Source organism: Gilvimarinus sp. DA14, from assembly GCF_024204685.1.
GTDB lineage: Bacteria > Pseudomonadota > Gammaproteobacteria > Pseudomonadales > Cellvibrionaceae > Gilvimarinus.
This window is the reverse complement of record NZ_CP100350.1, coordinates 1245850-1262517: the sequence shown is the minus strand read 5'-3', so window position 1 is coordinate 1262517 and position 16668 is coordinate 1245850. Positions and strand designations below refer to the sequence as shown.

The following is a 16668-nucleotide window of genomic DNA, read 5'->3' as shown; positions in this document are numbered from 1 at the left end:
TTACCCTGACGCGGGGCTTTTTTATTCCGAACACTTACGCGAATCGCCGGCGCGTGAGTTGAAAAGTAAACCGGCTGTTAAACCCTAAAGGTGAACACTATGAACCAAGTACTTAACGTTGAACTGTACGGCGCCTCACTAGCAGATGTTGACGGCCGCCAATACGCATCGCTCTACATCGGCCAGACGGTTGAGGACGAAAAAGAAGAGGGTGCAAAAGGCATTGTGATTATGAAAATGCCCTGTGACCCCGATGTATACCACGCACTAAACGCGCCCAAATACCCCGCACCGGTTCAAGCGCATGTACGCCTGAAAAAAGCCGCTGGCGGAAAGCTGGGCCAGCACTGCGTAAAAGTCGCCCCCGCGCCGACTCAATCATCCAGCGCGAGCAAGTAAACCATGTTTCAGGTCGTGTGCCCCAGTGAGCCAACTATGACGCAGTCGCAGTCTGGCGAGCTGGTGCAATCGACCTGCCCAGGGGGTTGGCAGATCATCGAAACCGACCCCACCACGATTGCTGAGCTAGTCGGACTTTTACAGTTCGATCTTGGCACCTTCTCCAGCCTGCTGGGGACATGCATTGTGCTTTTTATCATGGGGCACAGTGCAGGGCATGTCGCCCGAAACCTTAACCGCGTTTAACTCTACTGAGGATTATCACTATGAAAAATGCATTCACTCTGTTGAAAAGCAAAACCGCCAAAGCCGCTGCTGTTGTGACCGGTGCCCTGGCGTCAACCGCAACCTTCGCCCAAGAAACCGGCATTTCATCTGCCATCAGCGCTGCTGAAACCGAGGGCGTTAGCTCTGTAACTCTGGCCGTAGGTGCGGTAATCGCCGTGGCCGCTGTTGCAATGGGCTTCTCCATCATTCGCGGCATCATCAGCCGTTAATAGGTGGGCACATGCTGATCACGGTCTGTGTGGTTATTTTGATTTGGTTCTCTTTTCTTTTCGGTTTCTACACAGGCCGTATCAGCTAGCAAGGCCCTTCGGGGCCTTTTTTAATCCAGCGAATTTCAATGGTTTAAACCATGAGAAAAATACTATTACTAATCACCGTATTGTTTGCAGCTGTTTTTACAATGCCTGCTTGGTCAGAATCTTTATCTGAGGGCGCACTTATTGAATGGACAGCGTGGAGGGAAACCGCTGGCTGGCGGGCTAAAGGGGATGAGGGTTCAAGATATAATGATTTAAAAGCGAAGTGCGGTTCAGAGCATCTCGGCGTAATTTATCAATGTCAATTTACAGAGCACCAATCAAACCCCGACTATTACGCCCCATTTATTACCGCACTGAAGTGTGATTTATCCATCCTCGAAAACTACGAAACCGATCCATTTACATACATTAAGTTTCTAGGTGCAGATTGGGAGAGTCAGGTTTGTAGAGCAAGTGTGGTAAACATATGCTCTGACTCACAAGGTCAATCGGTAGATAACGTTCATGACGTAAACGGTTCAATGTGTTCAGGCGCTTGTGAAGCTACCGAAACTGAAATTCCAGGTCTCTATGAATTAACTGGTGCTGGTGGAGCCTGTCAAAATCAAGACCAAGGCTCATCTAGCAGTAGCGGTCAGTCAAGCAGCGATTCCGGAAGCAATAGTTCCGACGGTGGTGATGGTGGCGGTGGCGGTAATTCTTCAGATGGCGGCGAAACCGGTGGCTCTAGTTCTTCATCTGGCCAAAATTCATCTAGCTCCTCAAGCGATTGTGGTTTTGATACAAACTGTGACGGCACCATAGATGGTGATGACTATGACTACATTGATGAAGACGGTTGCTATGTAGGCCACGATACAACCCGTTATTGTCAAGATCAGGGCACGTCTGGCCCTGACGATATACCCAACAATTGTTTTGCCGCTAATGGTCAAGTGTTCTGTCCCGACATTGATGGTGACGGTGAAGGCGATGGTGGGGAAGGTGAGGGCGATGGCTCCACCAGTTCTGCCGGTTCAAGCTCTAGCTCTGATTCAAACTCTTCCGATTCTTCCAGTTCAGACCCTACTGCAAACGGCGGCGATTCTTGCGGCTCACCTCCAACTTGTGAAGGCGATGATGTAGGTTGTGCGAACCTATTCCAACTCTATTACCAGCGCTGCCCCGATGTGCCCGAAACCGATGTCACCGTGGGCGAATACGACGGTGAGGCCGATCACACCTTAGACATTGGCGAGCGCTTGCAGCAGGCCAAAGATGAGTTTCAAAGCACATTTGACACCGTCGCCGCCGATTTAAAAAGCCACCTTTCGTTATCCGTCTCCGGTTCAGGTGGCGACCTTCCGTGTGAATCCATCGAGATTAAGGGCAAAACCTTAGAAACCGGCGTCTGTGTCCAGGAAGAGTTCTGGTCAATGATTCGGGGCCTATTGGTTGCAGCGGCTTCCTTAATCGCGGCTTACATCATTCTCGTGCCTAAGGGGTAAACCATGGACATTTTTAAAGAGATTGGCGAGCTAATTAACAGCGTTAAAGAGTGGGTCGTTCAATTACCCGACATGATAGACCAGCTTATGGAGCGGTTTATTGTGTGGGGGATTACGTCTTATTTCGAAATGAAGCGCGACACCTTGGAATTTGTGTATTACAACATCGGTCAGCCTGTATTAACCAACTTGAATCTGTCCGATCAAATCAGTACCGCACTCTCTGGTATCAACCCGCAAATCTCGGCAGTGCTGGCCTATGCCGGTGCGTTTGAATCACTCAACATCATTCTATCGGCCTACGTCACACGCTTTGTACTGGCCTTTATTCCCTGGGCGTAAATCATGACGGCTGTTGTTCATCACGGCCCGCCTGGGTCATATAAAACCTTCGCCCTGGTACAGCGGATTATTATTCCTGAGTTGATTAAGGGCCGTACCGTGGTAACCAATGTACGCGGTGTCGATCTTGACGCAATCGCCACACAGTACGGTGTAGAGCTGCCCCAGGAGTCTCGCCTGATTTATGTTGAGCCTGACATTGCCGGTTACAAACACATTGCGCGCTTCTTTCACTGGGTGCCCCTGGGTGCGCTCATTGTTATGGACGAAGGCCAGCGCGTTTACCCCACACGCGAGCGCACCCTAACGCACCTAGACCAAGACCCTGACAACGCCTTTAAAGACGAAAGCGGCGAAGTGCAGACCGACTCAGACGGCAAACCCATCTACCGCCCATACAACATTGAAAATGCCCTTGACCAGCACAGGCATTACAACTGGGACATTTACATCAGCACCACCAACATCGGCAAGATACACGGTGAAATTCGCAAAGTGGTCGAGTGGGCATACAGGCACCGCAATAACTCAGGCCTTTTACCCTGGTACAAAAACACCTGGACGGAATTTAGACATGACGCAGAGCAATCAGGAAAGTCCATCAGTCACTATTCAGGCACCCCGAAAAAATACAAGGCCCAGTCAAAAGCCTTTGCATGCTACAAATCTACCGCTACGGGAAAAGCTAAAGAATCTGCTGAAAATATTTCGATCTTTCGAGACCCTAAAGTTCGCATGTTACTTGGGGTTATTGTCTGCGCTCTCGTTTATATCTCGATTGTTGGATATCAAAAGTATCAAGATATTCAGGCGCGTACTGCTCCGGCTAAGCGCGACTCTACTGCGAACCGGCAAACTGTCCCTATGGTACCTACTCAAGGTGATAGCACGAATACTGGCGTGGGCCATCATCTTCGCGGTTCTCAGCTTTCTGGTTCGGTCTTGCCTCGTTTCAATGGCGTAAACACCCTGGGCAATGGTGCCAGACTGTATTTCACTGGCTCGGTAAACCGTAAGTTATGGTTCTCACTCGTTCTGTGTGAAGACGGCCCCGCCTGTGAAATACCGCTAAAGTCCGATGATTTAGAGCTGGTGGGCTATGACGTTCTAAGAAGCACCCAATCGTTCGTACAGCTTGAACACACCGAAACCGGTGAGATTGTGATCGCCTCACAAAAACCCGCTGATACGCGGCCTTACACCGCCCCTGAGCGAAGCCGAGGCAACGACCAGCAGTTTCAGCCACCCGTTGAATATGTCTCGCCCGATGGCGATGTGTTTAAACCCAGGCCGGTGACATTGTGATGAAGGCATCAGCGGTAGTCGGTTGCGCGATTGGATTTCGGACGCTGCGTGCGCTGCGCAGCTATGCAAGCAAAAGCGCGCAGCGTCCGAAATTCCACCGGCTAACGTCTCTGTAACACGTTAATAAAAAGGGGAGTGCTACCCCACACAGAAACACGAAACACCACAAACAGTAAGAAAAGAGGGTAATTAAATGCGATATGAAAATAAGCGTTGGCACCGTGAAGGTTCGGTTTTTATGATGGAAAATCAGACCGTCAACCTGTCCAATCTTCGTTACCTACACTCCGGCGTTGATACGGTCAAACAGCTGTACAACTGCTTACTGCGTCCTGATGTGCTGTTAGACCTGCAAACTGCCTATGACAGCACTGACCAATTTTTCACCATCGGGGGTATTGATTGGCTGATTACCCGCTCGAGTAAGGCCAGTGGCTATCAGTTCATCCTGAAAAACCTAGATTTAGGCTTCGTGGTGTTGCTCAAATCCTTTTACGCTGAGGCCGATCTGTCAGGCTCACACCTGAAAATAGAAGTCACCCCGCAAACCATAGCGCAGTACAGCCCAGATGCCCTGACAGCCGAAATAGACCGTATTGCACGCCTGTTCTGCGTCCAGCTCGTACACGCCGGGGTATCAGTGCACATTGCCACCGATGTAAAAGGGTTAATCATTCCCCAGGACTTCGAAGCGCGATTGGTCGCCAAGGCAAAACGCCAGTACAAATTTAACTCAATCAGCAATGCCCAGTTATCGCTCAATGAAACCGCTGTTATCTACGGGGCTGGCCAGTCCTATACCTTCGGGTCTGCCGGTGCATTGCAGTTCTGCGTGTACGACAAAACCGCTGAGGCGATCAAAAGCGATAAGATTGGCTTTTGGGAAGAGGTCTGGTCAAGGGTGCCCAGGGCTGATTTTGACGGCGACTTCTCCACCGATGCACCGGTATCAGAATACGAGCAGGGCGACACCGTACACCGCATAGAGGCGCGTTTTCACCATTCCGTGATTAACCAGTTCAGCTACGGCACAAAAGACGCTGAGGGCCGTTCTATTCGCATCAAAAACTACGCTGATTTAGTGCCCCACCTAACCGCGCTCTGGCAATACGCGCTCAATAACTTCCGCCTGCAACACTCCACCAGCTACATAGACCCCATTTGGCAGTCTCTTATCGAAGATGTGCAGTACTTTTGCCCCTCGCCAGACCTGCTATACAAACGCGCGCCCAAGCCGCCCAGTGAAAGCTCACGCCGCAATGTTGCCTTTTGGTTGGGTAATCAAATCAAGCTCTATTCTCGTGGTCGCTTTAAGCCTGAATACGTTGTCTCCAGGCTTCTACACTCGGGTTTAGATGCAGACTTGGCCCATTACTTTAACGTGCCCCTTTATGGTGAATCTGAGGGCTTATATTCGGTGCTGTTAGAGTTCGTTAAAGACAAGATGCAAGGTCATATTCTATCGGGTGTTGCTGCATGATTAAGAAACTACCCGATGGCCGTTATCGCCTGGATTTTTACCCGTATGGCTCGGAAGGTACCCGCATTGTTCGTGTTCGCAATACACGCAAAGAGTGCAAGCTCATTGAAGCGGATTACTTAAACCGGCAACCACAAGCCGACCCCAAGAACGATAAAAGGCGATTATCTGAGCTGGTAGACCTTTGGTACAAGATGCACGGTAGAACCCTTAAAGATCATAAATACAGGCTTTCCAGAACCCAGGCTGTAGTGCAAAGGCTTCGTGACCCCAGGGTGTGTAATTTCTCAGCCGCACAATTTGCAGATTATCGGGAAAAGCGATTAAAGGAAGTTTCCACCGTAACTGTCAACCATGAGACTCGGTATCTACGGGCTGTATTCTCTGAGCTGATACGCCTGGACTTATACATGGGCCAAAACCCCATGAGCAAAATCAGGACGTTTAAAGAGCAAGAGCGCGAACTGTCATACCTGACCGCTGAGCAAATCGAGATACTGTTAAACGCCTGTGACCAATCAACCAATAATCACTGCGGCCCCGTCGCTCGTTTATGCCTGGCAACCGGTGCCCGATGGAATGAGGGTAACCAACTGCTATCAACGCAACTGCTCGAAGATCGCGTGGTGTTCTCTGGTACCAAGAACGGCAAGGTAAGAGTAATACCCATAAAACCTGAGCTATCAGCGTACCTAAGAGGATTAGCATTCCCAGTAGGCGGTAAGCTCTTTGCCAATTGCTATTCAGCATTCCGAACCGCTGTCGATCGTTCAGGTATCCGACTACCTCCCGGCCAGCTGTCCCACGTATTACGGCACACCTTCGCAAGCCACTACATGATGAATGGCGGGGATATATTGGTTTTACAGCGGTTGCTAGGGCATTCAGATTTGAAGGTCACGATGAGGTATGCGCATCTGTCGCCACTGTATATGGCAGATGTTCCAAATCTCGCGCCAATGAATGGTAATTTTCTAAATGATCAGAACAACCGGTCTTGATCAAAGTTTTGTCTCAACCAGCCTAACAGCGTCATCAATGGAGTGGATAAACAGTGACTTGGCACCAGATAGTGTCAGGGGGATGTTGTAGTTATCGATGGTCGAACTCACTTTTACCCAGTCTCGTTGGGACATCCCTGAAAACAAGCGCATCGAATAGCAATAGGTTTTGACCCGTATGGGAGGTATGTTTTCGCCGCTGGCGTGCTTTCCTTGGGTAAGGTCTAGAACCTTTTCATAAGTTATCTCGTCATTAAAGAGGCTACTTATGTTCTTGAAAAATACGGCTTTTGCAGTTTGTTCGACTTGAAAATCTTCTAGATAGCTAATGCGCTTTTCCATTTGCTCTTCCCTTGTGTCAATCCAGTGTTCTAACTATTAGTGAGCCTATGTTTATCGTTGAATATTGTGCCAGCTGAATGGCAACTTATAGCATGGCCATGACGGGTTAATTGTTAGAAATTGTTATTGCGATGGATGAGTTTGATAGCGGCCTGTAGATAACTAATCGCCTGGGCAGTGAGATACAGAGCTGAAGCCTGGGTGACTAGAGAGTCTAGAAGCGAGGGAAAAGCAATACAGGAAAAGGGTAGTAATTTATTGGAAAGAAAATAAAAAAGGCTAGCAGATACTAACCTGCCAGCCTTTCTAAATGTGGTAGCTAGGGGCGGACTTGAACCGCCGACCCCAGCATTATGAGTAAATAATCGTTGCTTGAATGCGCAAAATACATGGCAGATATGGTTCTGCCTTTCTCAATTGACAGTAAGTAATATCGCTAAATATTCACCATGTCAAGTATTTTGCTCTATTTGGCCAAATTATAATCATTTTGGCAAACTTAATTTGTTTACTTGCGATCTCATTCTTCCAACCTTTGTCCGAACGTAATTACGCGTCGTTGAAAGTTGGCTGTGTCCCATCAAGCGTTGTATGGTGAAAATATCGGGTTCTTGGTCTTCATTATCTGGATTGCACAAAGCTGTTGCTGTTGTATGTCGTATTCTGTGAGCGCCAATTCTCACACCTGTCCTGGAGGATAATCTACGCATAAAACCAGTAATGTGTTCTCGTCTCATTGCTCTTGGATTCGTCGGATCGGGTTTGTATCGGTTATAAAAAAGACAAACATTAAAAAGTCGATCATCTTTCCATAGCTCTCTTCCAAGATATTCTTGCGATCTTCTTAGTAAGTACTCAATGTCTGGAATTATTTCATCGGCAATCGGAATATCCCATTCTCGATAAGTTTTTGACCCTCTATAGCTGCAGGTCAGGATTCTTTTTTCGAGATTTAAATCGCCGATTTCTATTGAAACTAACTGTCTTCTTCGAATGCCTGTAAAGTATAAAAATCTGATCACGATTAGCCAGAACCAAGCAGGCTGGGGGGCAGAGTCATCAAATTTCAAGTATTCAATGGTTTTCAGAAAAGCATCATTGTCGAGTGTTTTAGGTGGAGCCTGAGGTAGGGGGGCACCCTTTACTTTAGAGAACCAATCCCTTTGCAGATATGCTTCTTCAAACAGCCACTTACTCAGAAGTTTTAGATATCTGAGATACCCGTTATATGTCACCGGCTTAGCAACTTTTAGGGTCTCCGCTCGAAACTTCATAATACTGGTAAAATCTATCTCCTCGATTGATTTTACTCCAGAGCGCTCTTCAAAAAGTCTTGCAACTCTGTTTAAAGTTTCAGCTGTATCTGGCTGGTATATGTTTAACGCTATATATAATTCAGCCGCTTCCGTTACTCGCATATTACTAACTCCTTATATTCCATGTAACTATAAACGGAATACTGTAATATAACTGTAATGTGCATATTTATGCGCCAGCCCTTAGTAAAAATTTGTAGGAATATTGGGGTTCGGTCATACATCCTCTGCTGGCCTCACAAATTTATTGGTCTTAGGTAGCTCTTGTCCTTCACCAAACAGCGCTGAATAAGGCAACAGCCAGCCATTAAGGCGAGCTTGTTTGTTGCCTGTATCTACGGTGTAACGATGGACGTTCTGGTGAGTTAATTTGGTTTTCAAGTTGACCTTGAGCCGTGCGAATCGCTTCTGCAGCTTGGTGTACTCGCTACCGTTCCCCAGACGGGCCTCCTTGACAAAATGCTGGAATATCCGGGGGGATACCAAAAAAACGCCTTCCTCCACAAAATGCAGGCCTGCTTTGGCGTTATTCACAGACAACGTCTTACGGTGAATCCCTTGTTTTACCCAATCCAAAAAAGCCGTACCCACATCGTCGGTCCAATCCAGACTCTTGATATCTGTTGCAGGGCCTAAGTCCTCGGCAGCCTCATAGGAACCTGTGTCAGTGTCAGCTCTATCAGACTTCACAGGTGTTTTCGCCGATACGGGCTCGCCCTCGAAGGCGTCGACTTGATCCTCTTCCAGGGCGGGTTGGGAATCTGGTGCAGTCTCACTCGGTAACGGATCCGCAAACGGATCCGTATCATCCTCGACAGTCTCAGGGGGGCGAGCAGCTTCACTGGCGGGCGCAGCGTCTGCCGACGCATGACGCTCAGCATCGTGTTGTACTGGTGCAGACTCAGCAGATTTAGCCGGCGCTGACCGCGTCCGGCTTGGAGCTGGTGCAGTTTCATTTTGAGGCGCCTTATCGGCGCCGAGCTCACGGATGGTTCCCTCAAACGGCTGCGGCAGCCTCACGGCGCGCCAAAGCAGTCTCGTTTTGAATTTGAGGCAGGTAAACGTATGGCTAAAGCGTCCTTGGGCATGCTCGATGGATATCTTGAAGACGGCTCCGCCGTCGTCATTCTCAATGGCAAACCCATGCTCCTGCAGCACGTTATAAATTCTCACAGGATCCTGAGGCATCCCCGATGTGCCGGTGTCCTCAAAGCTGCTGATCAGCTTCATGGCCAGCGGCCGGCACACAAAGTACGTGTACTCACCGGTCACCCAGGCCATCCCACCATCCTGGTTGTACTTGATCTCACGCTGATCAATGAGCTGTCGCAGCCTCTTGATCATACGATCGGCCAGCGAATCACCGGCACCCGGTAGCCGGGATGCCGGCTTTTTGATATCCAGATTCTTCGCGGTGCTGCGCCTATCGGCCTGGATGGCGATATCGGCGATCACCTGGCTTTCATACTCCTCCCCCCACAGATAGTTAATAACCTGATCCAATATCTCGGGGTGTTGTGTCAACCAAGCCCTGGCAGGCTTGGGGATCAAAGTGCCAAACATGGTAAGACTGAGTCGCTGGTGGCTCTTGTAAGCCACATCATTGAACGCTATCGCGTAGGACACGGCGTCAGTATCAATCAGGCAACCATCCTGAGGTGTCCAGAATCCAGTCCGACCTCCCGAGTAGGTCGGTACCAACTGGATTCGCCGAAACAGCTTTCCAATATCGTGAAGGAGGCAGGCGATAAAGAGACCATAGGTCCAGATGTGCTCCTGGGCGGCGATCTCTTCGGGAGAGCCGCCGAGCGGTAGCTGATAGCTGCGGCGGATATGCAGCGCGTTCTCGATCACTTCGAGCGTATGCTGTAACAGGCCTCCAGGACCTGAGTGATGGTTATTCTCTGAGGCTGGTGCAAGTTGACTGCAAAGCGCAAAAGCGTAAGTTGGCTGTCGATAGAGGGTATCGAAATGCTCTTCGCTTAATCCGACCAGGCGATACATACCGCTCAGCGTTGCGTCATAGCCGACGTACTCCAGAAGCTCGCGCGCAGTGAGTATGGGTAATGCGGTCATATCGAGCTGTGACGCTCGAAGTTCGACTTGAGGCTGGGCGGGATCGGGCGTGAATACCTTACCCAATAGGCGTTTAATCATACGCAGTGTGCTTCAGCCCACTTGCGTATCATATCTTGCGCTGGGTGGGCATTGGCGGCGGTGTACTCTCGGATGGAACCCTGACCTGATTTAAATGCTTTAAAGCTTTCCTGTAGCGGGTTCCAAAACTGAGGATTGCCAGAAGGATTAAACGCTCGGTGTGTCCAGCATTCGAGCTCGGACAACCGACGCTGAAATAAGCGTTCCAACGGGAGGCTGTCGGATTTATTGTTTAGAGATACCAGATCCCACAGTACCAGCTCTATTTCAGAGCCGATGTTTTCACCATCGAGGCTCACGCCCTCGAATGCCTCGCAGAGCTGCTGCAAAGGCTGAAGCCATTTTGGCTTCCCCAGTTTTGAGAGTGCTTCCGTGACTGAATGCTCCCAGTGAGACTGTGTCATAACGAACCCTTTATCGTTTGCGGTTACCCTTAGCCCCGCAGGGCCATTTTCCCTTATTGATCCATTGCCCCCTTATGCCCCTTTGGCCGCCCCGGTCATCCACGGACTTTAGTGGATGACCGGGGCGCCTTTTTTGATAGACGCCATTAACCATTCGGGCATAGCCCGCTTTTTAGCGTTTTCCTTTCCTTATTTCAGCAATCAATTTGTACAGCCCTTGTGCAGTTTGATTGATGCGAAATCCGTCACGGTCAGTATTCTCAGCCGTATGAGTAACCAACACCCCATAGAATCGCTAATGCGACCACCGGTAGAGCTTTCTTCGAGTCTCGCCTATGCCTGTGGTGCAGGCCTCGCGGTGATGAGCCCCGGCATGTTATTAACCGTGCCGTCTGTGGCGTATTCGCTGGCCGCTTTCTGTGGGTATCGTTTTTGTACTCGAACCGCTTCCGCCGTTCAGCTTATGAAGTATCAGCATGGATTGACGGTATTGCCGTGGTGGGAGATCAGCAGCACCGAGATTCCGTGCAGCAAAAAAGACTTATTTCTGGGAAAAGGTTTTGAGTGGGAAGCCATTCATACCCAGCGCCACCACGATTGTAAGCAACCCGAAAATCGTCACATCGTTAAACGCTATTCCTCACCGGGATACAAACGCGCACGTCAAATCGAATCCGCCTTTAAGCGTTCGCCATTAACTACGGGTCTTGGCAATTTGCTGGGCAGTACCCACTGGGTTAATCCTTGGTCGCCCGTCAATTTAGATTTAGGTGGTGATACCACCACGCACGGTGTTGGTCTGTGGGAAGGTGAATACGATATCACCGAGCCTCAAAGTGAGCGCGTTGCGCATAAATTTGTCGTGGGTACCACTCGCGTAGGTAAGACACGACTATGCGAAGTGCTGGTCACTCAGGACATACACAACGACGATGTCGTGATTGTCTTTGACCCGAAAGGCGATGCCGAATTGCTGATTCGCATGTGGGCCGAATCGGTCAAAGCCGGACGTGAACACCAGTTCTATATGTTCCACCTTGGCTACCCGGACGTTTCTTGTCGCTATAACCCGGTAGGCTCCTTTGGGCGTATTACTGAACCAGCCAGTCGAATTGCTAGCCAGTTACCGGGTGAAGGTAATAGCGCAGCCTTCCGTGAATTTGCTTGGCGCTATGTGAATGTGATCAGCCGCGCCGGTACCGAACTCGGTAAACGCCTCTCCTATGAGTTCTATTTACAATACGGCGCTGATATTGACCCGCTTCTGTATGAATACCTGCAAGCAGTCTTTAAGAAAAATGAAGCCGAGTTCCCAAAATGGAAAAAGGACATTGAAAAAGTCGAAGAGTCAGATCGAAAGCCTGATCGCAGTATGTCAGCGCGAGATCGTAAGGCATGGGCAGCTGTGGTCGTCTACAAAGAATACGGCCTATACGATGAAGTCGCCCACGCCCTGATCAAGACCTTTGAGTATGAGAAATCTTTCTACGACAAATTGGTCGCGTCTCTTTTCCCGCTATTGGAAAAACTCTGTGCTGGTAAAACGGGCCAGCTGCTGTCGCCCGATTATCTCGACCTGGAAGACAAGCGACCAATCATCGACTGGAAGTCGATCATTCGCCAAGGCGGCATTGTGTATATCGGCCTCGATGCGCTAAGCGACGCGGAAGTCGCAAGCGCTGTGGGCAGTTCCATGTTTGCTGATTTGACTTCTACTGCGGGCTCTATTTACAAATTTGGATCAGATCAAGGCTTGCTGAAAGTCGAAGGCCGCAATGGCAAGAAGCGCAAGGTTTGTCTTCACCTGGATGAATTCAACGAGCTCGTGGGTAAAGAGTTTGTGCCGATGGCCAACAAGGCCGGCGGCGCCGGGTTCCAGTTGACCGCGTATACCCAAACCATGAGCGATATTATCGTTCGGTTTGGCGATACCGCTAAAGCCGCTCAGGTAATTGGTAACTTGGGCTCTATCATTATGCTGCGCGTGAAAGAGCTCGCCACGGCTGAACTGCTGACCGAGCAATTGCCTGATGTGGATGTGCATACACTTGGCCTCCGTAGTGGCGCGACCGACAGTCCAGCCTCTGAAGAGGTGGACTTTGTTTCATCCACACAGCAGCACATTGGTACTCAACGAGTACCGTTGTTGCACCCTGGTGATGTAACACGCTTACCCAAAGGCCAAGCCTTTGCCCTGGTGGGCAGTCGTCTTTACAAGATTCGCCTTCCCATTCTCAACGATGAAAAATCGTTGCCCTCGGATCTCTCATTTGTCACCAATGAGATGCGCAAGCAGTACGCCGCGAAGAACTCCGAAGGCTGGCACAAAATGCCAGCACGGTGGGCGGAGGTCGCATGACACGCACTCAGCGCATAGACAGACAAGATACCGGCCGAGAAACCATACTCGGTAGCACCATCTCACAAGTTGCCTCTCTGGTCTCTTGGTTTCTGTTTGCGGTGTTTATCTCCATCGTCATCGAGTGGATTGGCATGCTGGCCGGTTGGTGGGATAAGACCCACGCGAGACACATGCTCACCGAAGAGATCGGCTATCTCTCGCACATCGATCAGAACGCACTTCTAAAACTTCACCCAGTGCAATTGGCTGACAAGGCCATTACGTGGGTGAACGAAGCGTACAGTTTTATTGGTTTGCCCAAAGCGCTGAATCTTCTCTCTCAGTACATGGGATGGCTTGCCATAGGGATCAGCAGTGCCATTGATATCACCTACACGCTGGTTATTCGTCTGGCTGTGGTGTTGCTCGCACTACCGGCCTTCATCCTTTGGGGCCTCTTAGGCCTCGTTGATGGATTGGTCGCTCGCGACATCCGAAAAGCCTGTGGTGGTGTGGAATCATCCTTTGTGTATCACCGAGTAAAAGATTGGATAAAACCGGCCATCGGGTTGAGCTCTGGCTTGTACCTGACGCTTCCTTTCTCAATCAATCCAGCGCTCTTTTTCATCGTGCCACAGCTGCTTTTCTTCACGTTCGTGTATTACACCGCGTCAACGTTCAAGAAGTTTATTTAGGGGATCGTATGCAATCGACTACTGACTCAAGTTTGCCAAACATAGAGCATTCGGATGAACCCCGAGAGCCTATCGCTGATAACCGCTCTTCAATGCCATCGTGGTTCAAACTCGGCTTGGCATCAATATTGATATTGGTGCTAGTGGCATTCGTAGGCTTTGTGGTTTTCCTTCCAGAAGCCAAACAAGAAGTCGTCGAGGATCAGTCAACACCGCCTGTAGAGAAAATATCACTACCCGAACCGCCCATCGACATTCAACGTAAAACGGCCGACAACGTCGACCCCGATATTACGTCTTCGCTGTTACAGGTGGAGTCCTCTGAAGATCTGTATTCCGAGTCCGTTGTGTTGGAAACCAACAGCGCGGTACAGCAAAAGCTTGAGAGTGAGATTGAGTCGGTTAAAAGCTCTGTCGAGCTGATGCAAGGCACCCTGATGGAGATTAAGGCGCAGCTGTCCGACATGCGTGAAGCTGATAACGACAACGCTTCGGATATCAACCATCTACGCCGCTCCTTTCTCGATTTTAAAGAAGAGCACAAGGCGTCGACTCCGATCAAAAATCCAGAGCTACCTTTCTCGGTTGTGGCCATCAAGCAAATGGGCACCTTAGTGCAGGTGTCAGTCTCACACGACGGCCATCGCCGGGATATGGGGCTCAATGGCCGGTGGATGGATTGGAAACTGACCGGTGTCGATCTCACCGGTCGTCGAGTCCAGTTCACCTACAAAGACCAAATCACGCGGTTAACGGTGTCCATATGATCATCCGTGTTTTCGCGATATTGGTGCTTTTGGGAACGGCCTGCCTCTGTCAGGCAGCGCAGACCGAGATCAACGATACCCAGCGTACCGACAGCCTCACCGGCCGCACTCAGGCTGTAAAGCCCTGGCTGCGCTGGGGGTTAACGGAGTTCGAGTGGGCAACCTACCAGGACATCATGCAGGGGCCACGCGGCACCTGGACACCCAATATCAGCCCGGTGTCAGCCCTCGGCCTAAATGCTCAATCTGAGTTAGAGCGGACTCGATACGCCAAAATCGCCGCCAGGCAGGACTGGCAGCGATTGATGAATGAGCGTGCCTGGCACCTCGCATATAAGTCCGCCAAAGAAGAGTATTTCGGTCAACAGATCGCGATGATTGATGTTGAATCGGCGTCGATTTCGAACATTACGGCCAATTCAAAGCTCGTGATGTTTACCGATGAAAACTGTATCCAGGTATGCCAGAAGACGCTGGAATCGGTCATTCAGAATAAAGCCAGTCTCGATATTTACTTTATCGGCAAGATTGAGCGTGAGGACATCATTCAATGGGCAGCCACCCATGCGATTCCGCCGGAGCTCGTGAATGATGCCGGTAAGATCACACTCAATATTGACCGTGGCCTCTTTCAAGCCATGTCGCCCAACAGCGGCGATCTGCCTCAGATTTATGTTCGCGACCCTCGCATGGACGGCGAGCTTATGGAGGTCGAGTTTTGAAATCGATCATCCTGATTATTTCGATCATGCTCAGCTGCCAGGCCTTGGCGGCAGAGAAGACTGTCCCAGAACCGTACTTGGTTGCGGCGAAGCACGCTAATGTCCCAGCGGAACTCTTGTATGCCATCTGTCTCCAGGAGAGTGGCTACAGTCAGTCAGGCGCCTACCACCCTTGGCCGTGGACACTCAACCTCGGTGGCCGTGGCGCCTACTTCGCGGACGCTCAGCAGGCGGCCAAAGCACTGTCCGAGTTTCTGTCCCAGAATCGTTGCAACGTGGACATCGGGCTGTGTCAGATCCACTGGTGTGCCCATGCCCATATGATCAATGATCCATACCTCATCATAAACCCCTACGCCAACATTCAGTATGCGGCAGCCTTACTGCGTTCTGAATACGAACGCTCGGGCGACTGGGTGACCGCCGCCGGTCGCTACCATGCACCCAATAATCCCCGACTTGCAGCGTCGTATCGTGCTCAGGTTCTCTCTAAATGGCAGCCTCTCATCGCAGGGGGTGTCAAATGAAACGTATCGCCACTCTACTGATTGCGCTGCTCTGTCAGGAGACCTTAGGTCAATCCCCCGAAACCATTGCGGATTTCGGTGGTAATCCATTCCTGAAAACACCTGAAATCAAACTGACACCTCCACGCCGAGATGCATACCTAAATGATCATTTTCCGGTTCATACACCCAGTATGAGTCCGGGCAGGATTCGTGGTGGTGATCTGCCATTACCTCATGAAACGGCAAAGCTGCATCCCTCGTTCTTTGTGATGGGGTACGACAACTACTCGGTTCAATGGGTCAGTGCCCACAAACAAAAACTGGTGGAGGCCTCCGCCAAGGGCTTTGTCGTTAATGTGGAATCCGCCGCACAACTGCAGCAGCTGCGTTCCATTCTCAAGCCACTGACTCTTATCGCCGCACCAGGCTCCAGCTTTACCGAGCTCTGGGGCGTTCAACATTACCCTTTCTTTGTTCATCAGGGAGTCCTAACACAATGAAATACCTGGTTCTGACGCTGTTGCTATTGATATCCGGCGCAACGAGTGCGGGCGTCGATCATGTGACTGATCAGGAACGCTTAGCCCTGGAGAAAGTGCTGGTGTATCTGAAAGATGCCCAAGGTCTTGTTTCAAAAGCCAACTCGGTCAGCGCGATCGACACTCGGTTTCCTCTCAATTATCAGGCGCTGAATACGGATCTTGCCGAGATTCGCGATGCATTGGAGCGCCACCTACGGGCACCTTCTCGTTCACCACGCAAGGTGAAGAATCTCGACAGTGATTATCTTCCGCGGGAAGGTTCCGAGGCGGCTATCGAGCAAGATCAGATCATCGGTGTGTTTGTTGAGTAG

At 50.3% G+C, this 16668-nt stretch carries 19 protein-coding genes; 15 read left to right on the top strand and 4 right to left on the bottom strand.

The window, feature by feature from the left end:
• Positions 1–99 precede the first annotated feature (99 nt).
• The 8 genes from NHM04_RS05645 (at position 100) to NHM04_RS05610 (ending at position 6562) form a co-directional block, all read left to right on the top strand.
• Positions 100–399 carry a hypothetical protein gene (locus NHM04_RS05645; protein ID WP_254266022.1) on the top strand — a complete coding sequence of 100 codons (300 nt, stop codon included), beginning with the start codon at positions 100–102 and terminating at the stop codon, positions 397–399.
• Between the two features lie 36 nt (positions 400–435).
• Positions 436–645: a hypothetical protein gene (locus tag NHM04_RS05640; RefSeq protein ID WP_254266021.1), complete on the top strand. Its 210-nt coding sequence runs from the start codon at positions 436–438 to the stop codon at positions 643–645.
• A gap of 20 nt (positions 646–665) precedes the next feature.
• Positions 666–896 carry a hypothetical protein gene (locus NHM04_RS05635; RefSeq protein ID WP_254266020.1) on the top strand — a complete coding sequence of 77 codons (231 nt, stop codon included), beginning with the start codon at positions 666–668 and terminating at the stop codon, positions 894–896.
• A gap of 140 nt (positions 897–1036) precedes the next feature.
• Positions 1037–2434, top strand: coding sequence for a hypothetical protein (locus NHM04_RS05630; RefSeq protein WP_254266019.1), 1398 nt, complete (start codon positions 1037–1039; stop codon positions 2432–2434).
• Positions 2435–2437: 3 nt separating this feature from the next.
• Complete coding sequence (locus tag NHM04_RS05625) at positions 2438–2776, top strand: DUF2523 family protein (protein WP_254266018.1); 339 nt, start codon at positions 2438–2440, stop codon at positions 2774–2776.
• 3 nt (positions 2777–2779) lie between these two features.
• On the top strand, positions 2780–4081 hold the full coding sequence (locus tag NHM04_RS05620) for a zonular occludens toxin family protein (protein WP_254266017.1): 1302 nt from the start codon (positions 2780–2782) through the stop codon (positions 4079–4081).
• Between the two features lie 193 nt (positions 4082–4274).
• Complete coding sequence (locus NHM04_RS05615; protein WP_254266016.1) at positions 4275–5561, top strand: hypothetical protein; 1287 nt, start codon at positions 4275–4277, stop codon at positions 5559–5561.
• The gene (locus NHM04_RS05610) at positions 5558–6562 is read left to right on the top strand and encodes a tyrosine-type recombinase/integrase (protein WP_254266015.1); all 1005 of its coding nucleotides are present in this window, start codon (positions 5558–5560) and stop codon (positions 6560–6562) included. Before NHM04_RS05615 ends, NHM04_RS05610 begins: the two co-directional genes overlap by 4 nt.
• Here the strand turns inward: NHM04_RS05610 and NHM04_RS05605 are convergent, their stop codons facing one another.
• From NHM04_RS05605 to NHM04_RS05590, 4 genes are all read right to left on the bottom strand, one after another.
• Positions 6563–6904, bottom strand: coding sequence for a hypothetical protein (locus tag NHM04_RS05605; protein WP_254266014.1), 342 nt, complete (start codon positions 6902–6904; stop codon positions 6563–6565).
• A gap of 485 nt (positions 6905–7389) precedes the next feature.
• A complete protein-coding gene (locus NHM04_RS05600; protein WP_020208836.1) occupies positions 7390–8322 on the bottom strand; it encodes a site-specific integrase in 933 nt (310 codons plus the stop codon).
• A 114-nt stretch (positions 8323–8436) separates the two neighbouring features.
• A complete protein-coding gene (gene mobH, locus NHM04_RS05595; RefSeq protein ID WP_020208837.1) occupies positions 8437–10377 on the bottom strand; it encodes a MobH family relaxase in 1941 nt (646 codons plus the stop codon).
• Positions 10374–10781, bottom strand: coding sequence for a hypothetical protein (locus NHM04_RS05590; RefSeq protein ID WP_020208838.1), 408 nt, complete (start codon positions 10779–10781; stop codon positions 10374–10376). The genes mobH and NHM04_RS05590 overlap by 4 nt, the downstream gene beginning before the upstream one ends.
• Positions 10782–10914: 133 nt before the next feature.
• Between NHM04_RS05590 and traD the strand changes: the two genes are divergently transcribed.
• The 7 genes from traD to NHM04_RS05555 are packed head-to-tail and all read left to right on the top strand — an operon-like array spanning position 10915 to position 16668.
• Complete coding sequence (gene traD / locus NHM04_RS05585) at positions 10915–13140, top strand: type IV conjugative transfer system coupling protein TraD (protein ID WP_254266013.1); 2226 nt, start codon at positions 10915–10917, stop codon at positions 13138–13140.
• The gene (locus tag NHM04_RS05580; protein WP_020208840.1) at positions 13137–13817 is read left to right on the top strand and encodes a DUF4400 domain-containing protein; all 681 of its coding nucleotides are present in this window, start codon (positions 13137–13139) and stop codon (positions 13815–13817) included. Before traD ends, NHM04_RS05580 begins: the two co-directional genes overlap by 4 nt.
• 8 nt (positions 13818–13825) lie before the next feature.
• A complete protein-coding gene (locus tag NHM04_RS05575; protein ID WP_020208841.1) occupies positions 13826–14584 on the top strand; it encodes a hypothetical protein in 759 nt (252 codons plus the stop codon).
• Entirely contained in the window at positions 14581–15306 is a 726-nt protein-coding gene (locus tag NHM04_RS05570; protein ID WP_020208842.1) for a TIGR03759 family integrating conjugative element protein, read from the top strand. The genes NHM04_RS05575 and NHM04_RS05570 overlap by 4 nt, the downstream gene beginning before the upstream one ends.
• Entirely contained in the window at positions 15303–15833 is a 531-nt protein-coding gene (locus NHM04_RS05565) for a transglycosylase SLT domain-containing protein (RefSeq protein ID WP_020208843.1), read from the top strand. The genes NHM04_RS05570 and NHM04_RS05565 overlap by 4 nt, the downstream gene beginning before the upstream one ends.
• Positions 15830–16315: a PFL_4695 family integrating conjugative element protein gene (locus tag NHM04_RS05560; protein ID WP_020208844.1), complete on the top strand. Its 486-nt coding sequence runs from the start codon at positions 15830–15832 to the stop codon at positions 16313–16315. The genes NHM04_RS05565 and NHM04_RS05560 overlap by 4 nt, the downstream gene beginning before the upstream one ends.
• Entirely contained in the window at positions 16312–16668 is a 357-nt protein-coding gene (locus NHM04_RS05555; RefSeq protein ID WP_020208845.1) for an RAQPRD family integrative conjugative element protein, read from the top strand. The genes NHM04_RS05560 and NHM04_RS05555 overlap by 4 nt, the downstream gene beginning before the upstream one ends.

Coding starts and splice junctions, on each gene's coding strand:
- NHM04_RS05570 (WP_020208842.1), top strand. CDS start 14,581: ATGATCATCCGTGTTTTCGCGATATTGGTGCTTTTGGGAACGGCCTGC.
- NHM04_RS05610 (WP_254266015.1), top strand. CDS start 5,558: ATGATTAAGAAACTACCCGATGGCCGTTATCGCCTGGATTTTTACCCG.
- NHM04_RS05645 (WP_254266022.1), top strand. CDS start 100: ATGAACCAAGTACTTAACGTTGAACTGTACGGCGCCTCACTAGCAGAT.
- NHM04_RS05580 (WP_020208840.1), top strand. CDS start 13,137: ATGACACGCACTCAGCGCATAGACAGACAAGATACCGGCCGAGAAACC.
- NHM04_RS05600 (WP_020208836.1), bottom strand. CDS start 8,322: ATGCGAGTAACGGAAGCGGCTGAATTATATATAGCGTTAAACATATAC.
- mobH (WP_020208837.1), bottom strand. CDS start 10,377: ATGATTAAACGCCTATTGGGTAAGGTATTCACGCCCGATCCCGCCCAG.
- NHM04_RS05630 (WP_254266019.1), top strand. CDS start 1,037: ATGAGAAAAATACTATTACTAATCACCGTATTGTTTGCAGCTGTTTTT.
- NHM04_RS05605 (WP_254266014.1), bottom strand. CDS start 6,904: ATGGAAAAGCGCATTAGCTATCTAGAAGATTTTCAAGTCGAACAAACT.
- NHM04_RS05555 (WP_020208845.1), top strand. CDS start 16,312: ATGAAATACCTGGTTCTGACGCTGTTGCTATTGATATCCGGCGCAACG.
- NHM04_RS05640 (WP_254266021.1), top strand. CDS start 436: ATGACGCAGTCGCAGTCTGGCGAGCTGGTGCAATCGACCTGCCCAGGG.
- NHM04_RS05620 (WP_254266017.1), top strand. CDS start 2,780: ATGACGGCTGTTGTTCATCACGGCCCGCCTGGGTCATATAAAACCTTC.
- NHM04_RS05625 (WP_254266018.1), top strand. CDS start 2,438: ATGGACATTTTTAAAGAGATTGGCGAGCTAATTAACAGCGTTAAAGAG.
- NHM04_RS05635 (WP_254266020.1), top strand. CDS start 666: ATGAAAAATGCATTCACTCTGTTGAAAAGCAAAACCGCCAAAGCCGCT.
- NHM04_RS05615 (WP_254266016.1), top strand. CDS start 4,275: ATGCGATATGAAAATAAGCGTTGGCACCGTGAAGGTTCGGTTTTTATG.
- NHM04_RS05575 (WP_020208841.1), top strand. CDS start 13,826: ATGCAATCGACTACTGACTCAAGTTTGCCAAACATAGAGCATTCGGAT.
- NHM04_RS05560 (WP_020208844.1), top strand. CDS start 15,830: ATGAAACGTATCGCCACTCTACTGATTGCGCTGCTCTGTCAGGAGACC.
- NHM04_RS05590 (WP_020208838.1), bottom strand. CDS start 10,781: ATGACACAGTCTCACTGGGAGCATTCAGTCACGGAAGCACTCTCAAAA.